At 68.0% G+C, this 12,963-nt stretch carries 12 protein-coding genes; 7 read left to right on the top strand and 5 right to left on the bottom strand.

Annotation, left to right across the window (positions count from 1 at the left end; all coding sequences use genetic code 11):
- Positions 1-90: 90 nt before the first annotated feature.
- Positions 91-1,977 carry an ABC transporter ATP-binding protein gene (locus FY251_RS11135; protein ID WP_148415089.1) on the top strand — a complete coding sequence of 629 codons (1,887 nt, stop codon included), beginning with the start codon at positions 91-93 and terminating at the stop codon, positions 1,975-1,977.
- A 96-nt stretch (positions 1,978-2,073) separates the two neighbouring features.
- On the opposite strand, the gene FY251_RS11130 is transcribed toward FY251_RS11135, so the two are convergent.
- The 4 genes from FY251_RS11130 to FY251_RS11115 all read right to left on the bottom strand — a co-directional run bounded on the left by FY251_RS11130 (position 2,074) and on the right by FY251_RS11115 (position 5,886).
- The gene (locus tag FY251_RS11130) at positions 2,074-3,129 is read right to left on the bottom strand and encodes a hypothetical protein (protein WP_148414891.1); all 1,056 of its coding nucleotides are present in this window, start codon (positions 3,127-3,129) and stop codon (positions 2,074-2,076) included.
- Complete coding sequence (locus FY251_RS11125) at positions 3,116-4,015, bottom strand: S49 family peptidase (RefSeq protein ID WP_148414889.1); 900 nt, start codon at positions 4,013-4,015, stop codon at positions 3,116-3,118. Before FY251_RS11125 ends, FY251_RS11130 begins: the two co-directional genes overlap by 14 nt.
- 144 nt (positions 4,016-4,159) lie before the next feature.
- Complete coding sequence (locus FY251_RS11120) at positions 4,160-4,936, bottom strand: ABC transporter permease (RefSeq protein ID WP_148414887.1); 777 nt, start codon at positions 4,934-4,936, stop codon at positions 4,160-4,162.
- Positions 4,933-5,886 carry an ABC transporter ATP-binding protein gene (locus FY251_RS11115; RefSeq protein WP_148414885.1) on the bottom strand — a complete coding sequence of 318 codons (954 nt, stop codon included), beginning with the start codon at positions 5,884-5,886 and terminating at the stop codon, positions 4,933-4,935. The genes FY251_RS11120 and FY251_RS11115 overlap by 4 nt, the downstream gene beginning before the upstream one ends.
- Positions 5,887-6,236: 350 nt before the next feature.
- Between FY251_RS11115 and FY251_RS11110 the strand changes: the two genes are divergently transcribed.
- From FY251_RS11110 to FY251_RS11090, 5 genes are all read left to right on the top strand, one after another.
- Positions 6,237-6,491 carry a hypothetical protein gene (locus tag FY251_RS11110; RefSeq protein WP_148414883.1) on the top strand — a complete coding sequence of 85 codons (255 nt, stop codon included), beginning with the start codon at positions 6,237-6,239 and terminating at the stop codon, positions 6,489-6,491.
- Positions 6,488-7,525, top strand: a complete 1,038-nt coding sequence (gene aceA, locus FY251_RS11105; protein ID WP_148414881.1) for an isocitrate lyase — start codon at positions 6,488-6,490, stop codon at positions 7,523-7,525. The genes FY251_RS11110 and aceA overlap by 4 nt, the downstream gene beginning before the upstream one ends.
- Positions 7,518-8,819 (top strand): malate synthase AceB, encoded by a 1,302-nt coding sequence (aceB, locus tag FY251_RS11100; protein WP_148414880.1) that lies wholly within the window; start codon positions 7,518-7,520, stop codon positions 8,817-8,819. Before aceA ends, aceB begins: the two co-directional genes overlap by 8 nt.
- A 217-nt stretch (positions 8,820-9,036) precedes the next feature.
- A complete protein-coding gene (locus FY251_RS11095) occupies positions 9,037-9,618 on the top strand; it encodes a DUF4112 domain-containing protein (RefSeq protein WP_148414879.1) in 582 nt (193 codons plus the stop codon).
- A 100-nt stretch (positions 9,619-9,718) separates the two neighbouring features.
- Complete coding sequence (locus tag FY251_RS11090; protein ID WP_148414877.1) at positions 9,719-10,354, top strand: twin-arginine translocation signal domain-containing protein; 636 nt, start codon at positions 9,719-9,721, stop codon at positions 10,352-10,354.
- 139 nt (positions 10,355-10,493) lie between these two features.
- On the opposite strand, the gene FY251_RS11085 is transcribed toward FY251_RS11090, so the two are convergent.
- On the bottom strand, positions 10,494-11,471 hold the full coding sequence (locus FY251_RS11085) for a DMT family transporter (RefSeq protein WP_148414875.1): 978 nt from the start codon (positions 11,469-11,471) through the stop codon (positions 10,494-10,496).
- A 193-nt stretch (positions 11,472-11,664) separates the two neighbouring features.
- Here FY251_RS11085 and FY251_RS11080 point away from each other — a divergent pair, with 193 nt between their 5' ends.
- Positions 11,665-12,948, top strand: a complete 1,284-nt coding sequence (locus FY251_RS11080) for a tRNA pseudouridine(54/55) synthase Pus10 (protein WP_148414873.1) — start codon at positions 11,665-11,667, stop codon at positions 12,946-12,948.
- Positions 12,949-12,963: the final 15 nt, after the last annotated feature.

Below are 12,963 nucleotides of genomic sequence, written 5' to 3'. Positions count from 1 at the left end.
ACCGGGAGACGCGAATCACCCCGACCGCGCACGTCATACTCGCGGAACGCTTACCTCGGGTAAGTGAGCCGCCAATCCGGGCGCGACCCGATGGTCCGCCTGTTCGCCGAATACGGACGCGAGAACCTCGCGTGGTTCGTCGTCGGGCTACTGGCGAGCGTCTTGGGGCGACTCGTCGCTATCGTGCCGGCGCTCGTCCTCGGGGTCGCCATCGACGCGGTGTTCTTCCGGAACACGGCGTACGCCCTGCCGTTGGTCCCGTCGTCGTGGCTCCCGACGACCGTCACCGGGCAGTTCTGGCTGAGTTTCTGGCTCGTCATCGGGGCGTTCGTCGGCGGCGTCGCGCTCTCGTGGGTGCAGGGGCTCGGCCTCGCGGTCTACTCGAACCGCGTCCAGCACGCCGTCCGCGTCGATACCTACGACGCGCTCCAGCGCCTCGACATGGCCTTCTTCGACGACAAACAGACCGGGCAGGTGCTGTCGATTCTCGACGGCGACGTGCGCAACCTCCGGACGTTCCTCGACAGCACGCTGTCGGGCGGCCTCCAGTTGGTCGTCGCCGTCGTCGGCATCGCGGGCGTGCTGTTCTATCTGAACGCCCAGCTCGCGGTCGTCACGCTCGTGGCCGTCCCGCTTTTGGCCGTCTTCACCGTCTGGTTCATGCGGACGATTCGGCCGCTGTACCGCGCGCTCCGCGAGAGCGTCGGCGCGCTCAACACCCGCATCGAGAACAACGTCTCGGGGATGGAGGTCATCAAGGCCTCGGCGACCGAGGACTACGAGACCGACCGCGTCGCCGACGCCTCGATGGAGTACTACCGGCGCGCCCTCGCGGTCGTCAGGCTAGACTACCTCTACCAGCCGTCGATGGAACTCCTCGCTGGCGTCGCGTTCGCCGCCACGTTCGCTATCGGCGGCGTCTGGCTCATCTTCGGCCCGCCCGCGCCCTTCACCGGCGACCTGCTCGTCGGCGAGTTCGTCACGTTCCTGTTCATGACCCAGCGGTTCATCGACCCGCTGTCGGGCGCGGGGCGCATCGTCAACTCCTACGAGAACGCCCGCGCCTCGGGCGAGCGCATCTTCGGACTGGCCGACCGCGAGGCCGTCGTCCGCGACGCGCCCGACGCAGAATCCCTCGACGCGGTCGCCGGCCGCATTGAGTTCGACGGCGTCTCGTTCGCCTACGCGACCGGCCGCGAGGTGCTCCGCGACGTCTCGTTCGCGGCCGACCCGGGCGAAACCGTCGCGCTCGTCGGCCCCACGGGCGCTGGAAAATCCACCGTCGCGAAGCTCCTCCTCAGGCTCTACGAACCCACGGACGGGGCGGTCCGCGTGGACGGCCGCGACGTGCGCGACGTGCGCATCAGAGACCTCCGCGAGGCCATCGGCTACGTGAGTCAGGACGTGTACCTCTTCGACGGCACGGTCAGGGAGAACCTCCTGTACGGGGCGTTCGACGCGACCGAATCGGGGATGGTCGCGGCCGCGAGAGCCGCCGAGGCCCACGAGTTCGTCTCGCGGCTCCCCGAGGGCTACGACACCCGTATCGGCGAGCGCGGCGTGAAGCTCTCCGGCGGCCAGCGCCAGCGGCTCTCCATCGCCCGCGCGATGCTCCAAGACCCGCGGATTCTCGTCCTCGACGAGGCGACGAGCGCCGTCGACACCGAGACGGAACTGCTCATCCAGCGCGCGCTCGACCGGCTCTCGGCGGGCCGGACGACGCTCGTCATCGCCCACCGGCTCTCGACGGTCCGCCGCGCCGACGCCATCGTCGTCCTCGACGAGGGCGAAGTCGTCGAGTCGGGGACCCACGACGAACTCGTCGAACTCGGCGGGCTCTACGCGACGCTGTGGGGGATTCAGGCCGGCGACGTGTCGGGCGTCCCCGCGGACATCCTCGCGCGACTGGTCGAGCGAAGCCGCGCGGCCGACGAGGCCGACGCCGACCGCATCGCCGACGGCGGCGACGACGCCTAACGGGGGCTTAGCCGTCGCTCGGAGTCGAGTGAGAAAAAAGTCGAGTCCGGGACGAGAGAGCCGGCCGCCGGCTTCGGTCGCGTCGGGGCGACGCAGTTACGCCGGCGTGGGCGTGGTTCCTTGGGTGGGTGCTGACCCCGTTGTCGAACCGGGTGCTGACCCCGGCGCTGAACCGGCCGGACCGCCGGTTTCGGGCGTGGCCGGTTCGGGCGCGCCGGCTTCCTTGTCGCCGGAGACGAGGAAGTCCGCGAGGTTGCCGACGAGCACCTCGTTGTCGGCCTCGTAGGCCGACTCGGGCGCGAGGAAGTCGGCGTCGCCGATGGCGACGACCGTCTCGCTCTGGGCGGCGACCGTGTACGGACCGGGCTTGCGAATCGACTCGACGCGGGTCTCGCCGCCGGAGACGAGCGCCGGCGAGACGCCGTCTGCCGAGACCGAAAGCGGCGCGGCGTCGCGGAACACGACCTCGTCGACGCCCTCGGTCAGGGCGGTGTCGCCCTCGGGCGTGGCGTAGACGTTCTCGTAGTTGAGGTAGTAGTCGTGCATGTTGTACAGCGACGACGAGCCGAACGTGACCCCGTAGTCCGAGGTCAGGCCGGCGTCGCCGCCGGTGGTCCCGGACGACACCGAGACGGTGACGAGCCCGAGGACGCTCGTCGTGCCCGCGGACTGCGGGTCGCCGACGAGGGCGACGCGGCCGCCGGCGTCCTCGAACTCCCGGACACCGGTGAGCTGGCCGCTGGTGTACGGCTGTTCGGGGTTGACGACGACGAAGGCGTCGGCCCGACGGAGCGAGGCGTTGAAGTTCCGCTGGGCGTCCTCACGGGTGAGGTACTTCACCTGGTGGCCGTTGGCGACGAGGGCGTCGACGAGCGGTTGCACGTCGGACTCGCTCACGTCGTTGCCGTGGGCCACGTCGATGAGGACGGTCTTCGGTGCCGCGTTCGAGTCCATCGTCACCTCGCCAGACTCGGGGCCGGGCGTGGCGACGAGTTCGTCCGCGTCGAACGCCTGTTTGGCGGCGTTTTGGGTGTCTGTCGAGTCGCTGCCGCCGAGTTGGACGGCGTAGGGTGCCACCGCGGCCCCGACCAAGATGAGGCCGAGCGCGACCGCGAAGACGACCGTCCCGCTGAGTACGTTACGCTGAGACATTAGCGATCACCTCGTCTTCGTACTGCACCTGTCCGTACACCATCAGGAACTGCGGCGCGCGAACGCCGTCGTAGCCGATGGGACTCTCGTCGATGACGACCGTCGAGTTACCGCGCTGGGAGCTGAGAAGGATGATACCGGACCGGGTCGGCGGGTCCTTCTCGACGACCTCGTAGTTTTCGAGGCCGGCCTCGGAGGCGGCGCGGTCGATGGCCGTCTGGAGCGTGCCGATGTCGTCGGCGTAGCCGTTCTGCGTGGCGCGAGCGCCGGTGTAGACCTTCGCGTAGGCGACCTCCTCGCGCGACAGCGAGAGGTCGTCGCCGCGGTGGTCCATGACGCTGCCGACGAAGGCGTGTTTCAGCGTCTCGATCTGGGCTTCGCGCTGGTCGACGGTCATCGACGCCTTGTCCGGGCCGGTGCGAATCTCGCTGGACGTGCCGCCGATGGGGGCCGACCCGCGGACGCCGACGCTCCCGATGACCGACGAAGGCGTCACGTAGATGCTCTCGGAGGGGAGCATCGTGTAGTACGCCCCCGACGCGCCCGTGCCTTGGACGCTCGAAACGACGGGCATCTCTTGGGCGGTCCGATTGACCGCCATGTACATCCGCTCTGAGGCGGCCGCGGAGCCGCCGGGGCTGTCGACCTTCAGGACGACCGCCTGTATCGATTCGTTCTCTCGCGCTTCGTGGAGGTCCTCTTCCAGCTGGTCAGCTGTGTAGGAGGTGATGGTCCCGTCGACCGAGATGACCGCGACCCTGTCGGAGGTGGGGGCGGCCGCGTCGTAGACGACGGGGGCGAGGAATGCTCCAACCAGGACGGCCGCGACGAGGGCGAGGACCGAGACGGTCCGCGCCGACGCCGCGGAGGAGGGTTTTGATACCATACTGCGGACGGGAGTTTTAGAGCCGGTGACAAAATACTTGTCATTAGAAAAGACAGTTCGGTGGATAAGACAGTCGGCGAACGCCGGTTCGACGACCGAAACCCGGACGACGAGACGCGAGAAGACGGAGCCGGCCGACCGACCTCAGTCGGTCAGGCCGTAGCCGCGGCGGAACAGCACGACGTTGAGACCGACGACGGCGAGCGTGAGCGCCGTCAGCACGCCGAGAGACAGGTTCGGGTCCACCTCGGTGACGCCGAGGAAGCCGTAGCGGACGCCGTTGACCATGTACACCATCGGGTTGAGGAGCGACGCCTGCTGGAAGGTCTCGGGAATCTCGTTGAGCGAGTAGAAGACGCCGCCGAAGAACACCAGCGGCCGGAGGATGAACTGGTTCATCATCGTCAGGTCGTCGAAGTCGTCGGCCCAGAGGCCGCCGACCACGCCGAGCCCCGCGAACAGCAGGGTGATGACGAGCATGAACGCGACCAGATAGAGCGGTTGGGCGACGCCGACGGTGGTAAAGACCATCCCGATGAGGGCGACGAGCGCGCCGACGAGCACCCCGCGGGTCGCGCTGGAGAGGACGTACGCGCCGACCATCGAGGTGTACGACAGCGGCGAGGTGAGCGCCTCCTCGATGTAGCGGTTCCAGCGGCCGTGGAAGATGGAAAACGAGGCGTTCTCGAAGGCGTTGGAGACGGCTCCGAGGACGATGAGGCCGGGGAGGATAAACAGGATGTACGGGACGCCCGCGATCTCGTTGATGCGCTCGCCGAGGATGACGCCGAAGACGGAGAAGTACAGCACGTTCGTGATAAACGGCGGGACGAACGTGTTGCGCGGGCGGCGGACGAACCGGAGGACCTCGCGGCGAAGCAGGGCGTAAAAGCCGGTCACGTCGAGGCTCGTGAGGCTCATTGCTCGACCTCCGCGGTGGCGCGGCCCTCACCCTGTCTCGTCATCTCGACGAACACCTCTTCGAGCGACGTGCGGGAGATTTCGAGGTCGACGAGTTCGTGGCCCTGCCGGTCGAGCGCCTGCACCACGTCGGGAGCGACGAGGCCGCCCTGCTGGGCCGTCACGACGAGGCGAGTGCCGTCCAGTTCGACGGCCTCGACGCGGTCGTCGTCGGCCGCGAAGTCGGGCACCGCCGTCGGCGGGTCGCGGAGTTGGACGACGATGTCGTCGGTGCCGCGGTCCATCAGTTCCTCGGGGCTGGCGACCTCGATGACGGAGCCGGAGTCGAGGATGGCGACCTCGTCGCAGAGGCGTTCTGCCTCCTCGATGTAGTGGGTCGTAAGGAGGATGGTCGTCCCGCTGTCGTTGAGGTCGACGATGGTCTCCCAGAGCTCGTGGCGCAGTTGCACGTCGACCCCGGCGGTCGGCTCGTCGAGGATGAGCAGGTCGGGGTCGGTGATGAGCGCCCGCGCGAGCATGAAGCGGCGTTTCATCCCGCCGGAGAGCCAGTCGAAGCGGGTGTCGCGCTTGTCGTAGATGCCGACGCGCTTGAGCACCTCGTCGGCGCGCTCTGCGGCCTCGTCGTGCGGAATCCCGTGGTAGCCCGCCTTGTGTTCGAGCACCTCGCGGATGGGGAAAAAGCGGTCCACGTTGAACTCCTGCGGCGCGAGGCCGATGCGGTCGCGGGCCTCGCGGTAGTCGTCTTCCACGTCGTAACCGAAGACGCTCGCTTTCCCGCCGGTCTTGCGGACGAGGCCGACGAGGATGTTGATGAACGTCGTCTTGCCCGCCCCGTTCGGCCCCAACAGCCCGAAGAACGACCCCTCCGGAACGTCGAGGTCGACGCCGTCGAGGGCGCGGACGTCGCCGTAGGACTTCGTCAGGTCGCGTATCTCAATCGCGGATGCCATTCGTTGGTGCGTCGTCGGGCGTGGACGCGATTAAGCGTAGTGTCCGCGGAACGCCCCGTCACGGCGTGGCACGCCCGGCGACGACCACCGCCGGTCGTCGCCGTCGGGAGTCCGCCCGCCGCGTGTGATGTGGTATGACGTGTCAAATTAGGCCCTAATATCCGTCTGTACAGAACTAAGTCATTAACTAATATTATCATTATCAATCATTAACTATTTGTACGGCTCGGCAGTCCAACCGGGTGAGGAGACATCCGATGGTAGTACCCGCAGCACACCACGCGACCGACCGCTCGACGACCGCGATACGAACCGACCGCTACCGACCGCCGACCCCACCGACGTAACCGATGACAGACCGCGACAACACGACCCGAACCGACACGACGACCCGCACGCCGACCACCCCTCGCTCGACGACGACTCGGCCTCGCGCCGCGCGGCGCTCCCCCAACAACGAGGAGAACATGGACGCGCCGCTCGTCCCCTTCATCCAACGGCCGGGTGAGGACGACGAGATGACGACGATTCGGCGCGAACTCGCCGCGCTCCGCGCCCAACTGAACCGCATCGAGCGAACGATGCAGCCCACCGACACCCAATGAACCCGACCGAACTCGACAGCGACGTCTTCGCACAGGATGTTGACAACCAGAAGGCCCGCGAACTGCGGGAGATGCTGAACACGCAGGACTTCGTGTTCGCCCCCGGGATGTACCACGCGCTGGACGCCCGCCTCGCCGAGATGACGGGCCACGACGCCGCCTACATGTCCGGCTACTCGACGGTCCTCGGGCAGTTCGGCTTCCCCGACTTGGAGATGGTCACGATGACCGAGATGGTCGAGAACGCGAAGCGAATGGTCGAGGCGACGAACCTGCCGGTCATCGCCGACTGCGACACGGGCTACGGCGGCGTCCACAACGTCCGCCGCGCCGTCCGCGAGTACGAGAAGGCCGGCGTCGCCGCCGTCCACATCGAAGACCAGACGACGCCCAAGCGCTGCGGCCACATCGCGGGCAAGCAAATCGTCTCTCGCGAGAAGGCCAAGGCTCGCTTCGAGGCCGCCGTCGACGCCAAGCAGTCGGAGGACACGGTCGTCATCGCCCGCACCGACGCCTACGGCTCCTCGAACGGCGACTGGGACGAACACGTCGAGCGCGGTCGCATCTACGCCGACGCCGGCGTCGACATCGTCTGGCCCGAGATGCCGAACCCCTCCCGGGAGGACGCCGTCGCCTACGCCGAGGAGATTCACGAGACCCACCCGGACCTGAAGCTCGCGTTCAACTACTCGTCGTCGTTCGCGTGGTCCGAAGAGGAGGACCCGCTGACGTTCCAGGAGTTGGGCGACCTCGGCTACAAGTACATCTTCATCACGCTGTTCGGCCTCCACTCGGGCGCGCACGCCGTCTACGAGGACTTCAAGAAGCTCGCCGAACGGGACGAGGAAGGCCAGTTCGACCTCGAACAGCGCTACCTCGACCACCCGACCGAGAGCCACCACGAGCTGTCGTTCGTCTCGCGGTACCAGGACATCGAGACGCAGTTCGACCCCGAGGCGCGCCGGCGCATCGAGGAGTCCGAAGGGTTCAGCGAGGAGCAGGCCGACCCCATCACGAGCAACGACGATGACTGAGCGCAGACACGACCGGCAGTTCGTGCGGACGTTCTTCACCTCGCCGACGGCCGTCGAGGGCGAAGACGACTCCGCGAAGATGCTCCGACGGGCGGCCGGCCTCCGCGGGATGCAGGCCCCCGACGTGTGGGTCCCCGACAACGAGGACGCCACCGCGCCGTCGATGCGCGACGAGGGAGCCGAGAACATCGTCGAGGTCGTCGCCGAACGCGGAGCCGACTTCCCCGGCGAGATTCACCCGCGGATGGTCTGGCACCGCGACAGCCCCGGGACCCGGTATCAGGGCTTCCGGCACATGCTCGACATCACCGACCCCAAGCGGGGCGCGGTCGAGCACATCGACGGCTTCGTCATTCCCGAGGTCGGCGGCATCGACGACTGGAAGAAGGCCGACGAGTGCTTCACCATCGTCGAGAACGAGCACGGGCTCGACGAGGGGAGCCTCGCCATGTCGGTCATCATCGAGAGCGGCGCGGCCGAACTCGCGATGGGCGACCTCCGCGACGAGATGGGCAAGCCGACGAACAACCTCGAACGGCTGTTCCTCCTCGTCGACGGCGAGGTCGACTACACGAAGGACATGCGCGCCATGACGCCGACGGGAGAACTCCCGGCGTGGCCGGAGCTTCGACACAACACCTCCCGCGGGGCCAGCGCCGCCGGCTGTATCGCCGTCGACGGCCCCTACGACGACATCCGCGACGTGGAGGGCTACCGCGAGCGCATGACCGAGAATCAGGCGAAGGGGATGCTCGGTATCTGGTCGCTCACCCCCGGGCAGGTCGTCGAGGCCAACACATCGCCGCTCCCGCCGAAGACCGGCAGTTGGCTCCTCGACGCGGGCGGCGAGGAGGTCGAACTCGCGTCCGAGGACGGCGTCGAAGCCTACGACGGCGACCGCCTCTCGCTCGAAGCCACCGACGGCGGCTACGAACTCCGCGTCGGCGGCGACGCGCGGGAGCTCACCGCGGACGAACTCCGCGAGGAACTGCTCGGCCTGACCTCGTACGTCCCGAGCATGGACGACATCGTCGACTCCATGGAGGAGTTCGAGGCGGCCAAGGAGGCCGGCCGCGGCGCGATCGCCATGACGCAGTCCGCGACGCTCCGCATCGGCGGCACCGAAATCGACATCGAAAAGGACCGCATGTGGGACGAGGCGACCTATCAGGCCGCGATGACGCCCATCAGCCTGTTCCAAGACGTGTACGAACACCGCCCGGACCAACACGGGGGGTTAGAAGAGCGCTACGGAGCGGACGTCGTCGAGCGCGCGATGGAGGTGGGCCTCTGAGCGCGGGCACCGACCACAGGGGGTCCGCCGTCAGCCCCGCGTCCGGCTTGGTCAGACGACGGCGTCCGGTTTCGTAGCTCCGACGACGCGCTCGCCCGAACCGTGGGGGCGACGCGTCGCGCTTTTTTCGGCAGTCTCGCGTGTGGTCCGTTCCGACCGTTCCAGTTCGACCCCGGCCGACGCTATTCTCAAGGTCCGCCCGCGCGAGTTGACACGTGTGAACGATTTGAGGAACACCCCGGCGACGCCCGCGGCGGCGAGCGACGGCGACAGCGGCGCTGACGACCCGCTGGAACCCGACGCAGTCGTCGACTTCGAGTCGGCGGGCGTCGGCGACGAAGAGACCCTCGCGCGGCTCCGCGCGGTGAGCTTCTACCTCGACGAGGCGTTCGAGGTTCCGGGGACGAACTACCGCGTCGGCCTCGACCCGATACTGGGGCTCGTCCCGGGAATCGGCGACGCGACGGCCTCGGCGCTCTCGGCGTACATCCTCGTCGAGGCCGCGATGCTCGGCGTCCCGCGGGCGACCCTCGCGCGGATGCTCGGCAACGTCGTCCTCGACGCGACCGTCGGGTCGCTGCCGCTCGTCGGCGACGTGTTCGACGCGGCGTGGAAGGCCAACGCCCGGAACGTCCGCCTACTGGAAGCCCGATACGACGACGCCTCCCCCGCGGCCGCGGCGGCCGACCGGCGCTTCCTCTTGGCCGCGGTCGCCGCTATCGCCCTGCTTCTCGTCGCGCTCGGCGCGGCCACGGCGTTCGTCGCTCTCTGGGTACTCGGACAGGTCGGCCTGCTGTAACTACCTGATATTCGAGATACGGAAACCGGTTGTGCGGGTCGTTATCCATCCCCAAACTGTAAACTACAAGACATATATACTAGCTTGCAAACCGTGGCGTATGGAACGACGTACCTTCCTGAAGAGCGTCGCCGCGACGGGAGCCCTCCTCACCACCGCCGGTTGTATGGGCGGTGACTCCGGGTCGCAGCCGACCGCGGGGAACGAGACGGGTAACGGCACCGCCGGGGAGACGACGACCGAGGCCGAACCGGCCGAGGTTCCGGACCCCGAACTCGCCTTCCGCACGAACAGCGGCGTCCTCCGCGTCGTCCACATGGGCGGCGAGAAAATCACCGCCGACGAGACGAGCGAGGTCTACGTCGCCGTCGACGACGAGCGCGCCACGACGTGGGTCGACGACAGCGAAGAGACCGAAGACTTCCCCGTCTCGGTCGGTAACTTCCAGAAAATCGAGTCCGCGGAGACCGGTTCGACGGTCGAAGTCGTCTGGGTCGGCACCGAGGGTGCCGAGGAAGTCCTCGCGACCCACGAAGTCGCCGCCGAGGGGACCGCGACCACGACGACTGCGAACGAGACGACCACAAACGACACGACGACGAACGGGACGACTACGACGACGTCCACGAACGAAACCGCGATGAACGAGACGGCTACGACGACGACCGCCACCAACGAGACGGTCACGACGTCCGACGAGACGACCACGTCGTCGGGCAACGAGACCAGCAACTGAGCAACGCGACTGACGCCGGCGCGGACACCGGCGTCGGACGCGGCGGGACTTTTTTCGACTCGAACGGGGTTCGATATTCCCGCGGCCACGCCCGAAGCGACGGGACCGCGACCCCCCGCGGGCCGGGGGTGGGGCGGACTCAGTCGTCGGTCGGCAGGGCGTCCGAGTCGGTCGCCGGTTCGGGCGCGACGAGGCCGGCGCGGACGCCGAGGCGACGGGCCAGCGGGCCGAGCGCGTCGCGCTTCATGAACGCGAAGCCGAGGAGGATGAGTGCGAAGCCGGAGACGGTGACGGGGCCGATGCGCTCGCCGAGGAACGCCCAGCCGGAAACGGCGGCGACGACCGGCGTGACGTAGTTGACGAGGCTGATTTCGACCGCGCCGATTCGGTCGAGCAGGACGAAGTAGGCGATGAAGCCGACGGCGCTGCACAGCACGGCCAAAAAGAGCAGCGCGGCGACGACGAGCGGCGACCACGCCACGCTCGCGAGGCCGGGTTCGCCGAGGACGGGGCTCGTGACGTGGAGCATGCCCGCGCCGAGGAGCATCATCCACGCCTGCATCGCGACGACGGGGGGATTTCCGGGGAGGCGCTTGACGAGCACCGAGCCGAACGCCCACGCCGCGGCGGCGAGAAACAGCAGGACGACGCCGAGGAGTTGGCCGCCGACCGACCCCGAGGCGAGGGCGATGACCACCGTTCCGGCCAGCCCCAGCAGGACGCCGAGGAAGCCGAACGCGTCGAGGCGCTCCTCGGGCAGCATCGGCCACGCGAAAAACGGCGTGAGGACGGGTGCGAGGCTGATGACGATGGCCGAGACGCCGCTCGTCACGTACCGCTGGCCGGAGAACAGAAGCGAGAAGTGCGCGCCGATGAGGAGCGCGCCGCCGACGAAGACGACGAGCCACTCGTCGCGGCCGCGGGGTCGCCAGTCCGCCGCCGCGAGCAGACCGTAGACGAACAGCACGACGCCGGCGACGTCGTACCGGAGGGCGGCGAACAGCACGGGCGGGAGGGCGTCGAGACCGACCTCGATGGCCATGAAGGAGGTCCCCCAGAGGACCGCGATGGTCGAAAACAGTGCGAGCGTCCGATTCGTTTGCGTATTGAGAGACACGAGATATCGACCGGAGAGCCGGGTGTTGAAGCGGCTACCACGCCGCCGTACATCAAATTTCTCGGAGCCGAGATAGCACTCCACTCGGGCCGTGTTGACAAACAGCGCTGTTCTGAGGTCTGTCGCCAAGCCGTGCCGCGACGACCCGGCGAACAAAGTAAGCTAGTTACGCGCGCCCCGATAGAGACCGACCATGAGCATCCTTGAGGACGCGCGAGCGCTCGCCGAGAGCGGGCCGGTCTGCGACGCCTGTCTGGGCCGGGCCTTCGCCGAGCGCAGTTTCGGGCTGACGAACGCCGAGCGGGGCAAGTCGCTCCGGGTCGCCGCCGCCCTCGACGACGACGAGCCGTACGAGGCCGTCGAGACCGAGGACTGCTGGGTCTGCGAGGGGGCCTGCGCCGAGTTCGACGAGTGGGCGGAACGCTGCGCCGAGGCCATCGATGACGTTGAGGTCGAGACGTATCAGGTCGGCACCCGCGCGCCGCCGCTGGTCGAGGAGAACGAACTGCTCCTCCGCGAGGGCGCGGGGCTGCCCGAGGACGCCGGCGAACTGTTCAAATCCGAGTTCAACCGCGAGGTCGGAAAGCGGGTGGGCCGGCTCACCGGCACCGAGGTGGACTTCACCCGCCCGGACGTGCAGTTCCTCCTCGACATCGAGGCCGACACCGTCGAGGCGCAGCTCAACTCCGCGTTCGTCTACGGGCGCTACCGGAAGCTCGCCCGCGACATCCCGCAGACCGAGTGGCCCTGCCGCGAGTGCGACGGCTCGGGCTACAAGGGCAAAGAGCCGTGCGACTACTGCGGCGGCTCCGGCTACCTCTACGAGGACAGCGTCGAGGGCTTCGTCGCCCCCGTCGTGACGGACGTGATGGACGGCGTCGACGCGAAGTTCCACGGCGCGGGCCGCGAGGACGTCGACGCGCTCATGCTCGGCACCGGCCGGCCGTTCGTGGTCGAAATCATGGAACCCCGTCGCCGCACCGTCGACGTGGAACAGCTCGAAGGCGACATCAACGCGATGGCCGGCGGCGAAATCGAGGTCGAGGGACTCCACCTCGCCACCTACGACATGGTCGAGCGCGTGAAGAAACTCGACGCGAGCAAGGAGTACCGCGCCGCCGTCGAGTTCGACGACGACGTGACCGACGAGGAGCTGCAAGCCGCGCTTGACGAACTCACCGGCGCGACCATCGAGCAGTACACCCCGCACCGCGTCGACCACCGCCGCGCGAGCATCACCCGCACCCGCCACGTCTACGACGCCACCGGCGACCTCGAAGACGCGCGCCACGCGACCGTCGAAATCCACGGCGAGGGCGGCCTCTACATCAAGGAACTGGTCTCCGGCGACGAGGGCCGAACCAACCCGAGCCTCGCCGACATCCTCGACACGGGCGCGGTCGTCACCGCGCTCGACGTCATCGCGGTCGAAGGCGAGGACGAACCGTTCGAGGACGACGAGTTCTTCAAGGACTGAAACGAGACCCCGGGA

The sequence above is a fragment of the Haloferax sp. KTX1 genome, from assembly GCF_902410085.1.
Taxonomy (GTDB): Archaea; Halobacteriota; Halobacteria; order Halobacteriales; family Haloferacaceae; genus Haloferax; species Haloferax massiliensis.
This window is presented reverse-complemented; position numbering and strand designations above follow the sequence as displayed.

Excerpts from the sequence above, each read along its gene's own strand:
- FY251_RS11135 (WP_148415089.1), top strand. The coding sequence starts at position 91 with ATGGTCCGCCTGTTCGCCGAATACGGACGCGAGAACCTCGCGTGGTTC.
- FY251_RS11130 (WP_148414891.1), bottom strand. The coding sequence starts at position 3,129 with ATGTCTCAGCGTAACGTACTCAGCGGGACGGTCGTCTTCGCGGTCGCG.
- FY251_RS11125 (WP_148414889.1), bottom strand. The coding sequence starts at position 4,015 with ATGGTATCAAAACCCTCCTCCGCGGCGTCGGCGCGGACCGTCTCGGTC.
- FY251_RS11120 (WP_148414887.1), bottom strand. The coding sequence starts at position 4,936 with ATGAGCCTCACGAGCCTCGACGTGACCGGCTTTTACGCCCTGCTTCGC.
- FY251_RS11115 (WP_148414885.1), bottom strand. The coding sequence starts at position 5,886 with ATGGCATCCGCGATTGAGATACGCGACCTGACGAAGTCCTACGGCGAC.
- FY251_RS11110 (WP_148414883.1), top strand. The coding sequence starts at position 6,237 with ATGACAGACCGCGACAACACGACCCGAACCGACACGACGACCCGCACG.
- aceA (WP_148414881.1), top strand. The coding sequence starts at position 6,488 with ATGAACCCGACCGAACTCGACAGCGACGTCTTCGCACAGGATGTTGAC.
- aceB (WP_148414880.1), top strand. The coding sequence starts at position 7,518 with ATGACTGAGCGCAGACACGACCGGCAGTTCGTGCGGACGTTCTTCACC.
- FY251_RS11090 (WP_148414877.1), top strand. The coding sequence starts at position 9,719 with ATGGAACGACGTACCTTCCTGAAGAGCGTCGCCGCGACGGGAGCCCTC.
- FY251_RS11080 (WP_148414873.1), top strand. The coding sequence starts at position 11,665 with ATGAGCATCCTTGAGGACGCGCGAGCGCTCGCCGAGAGCGGGCCGGTC.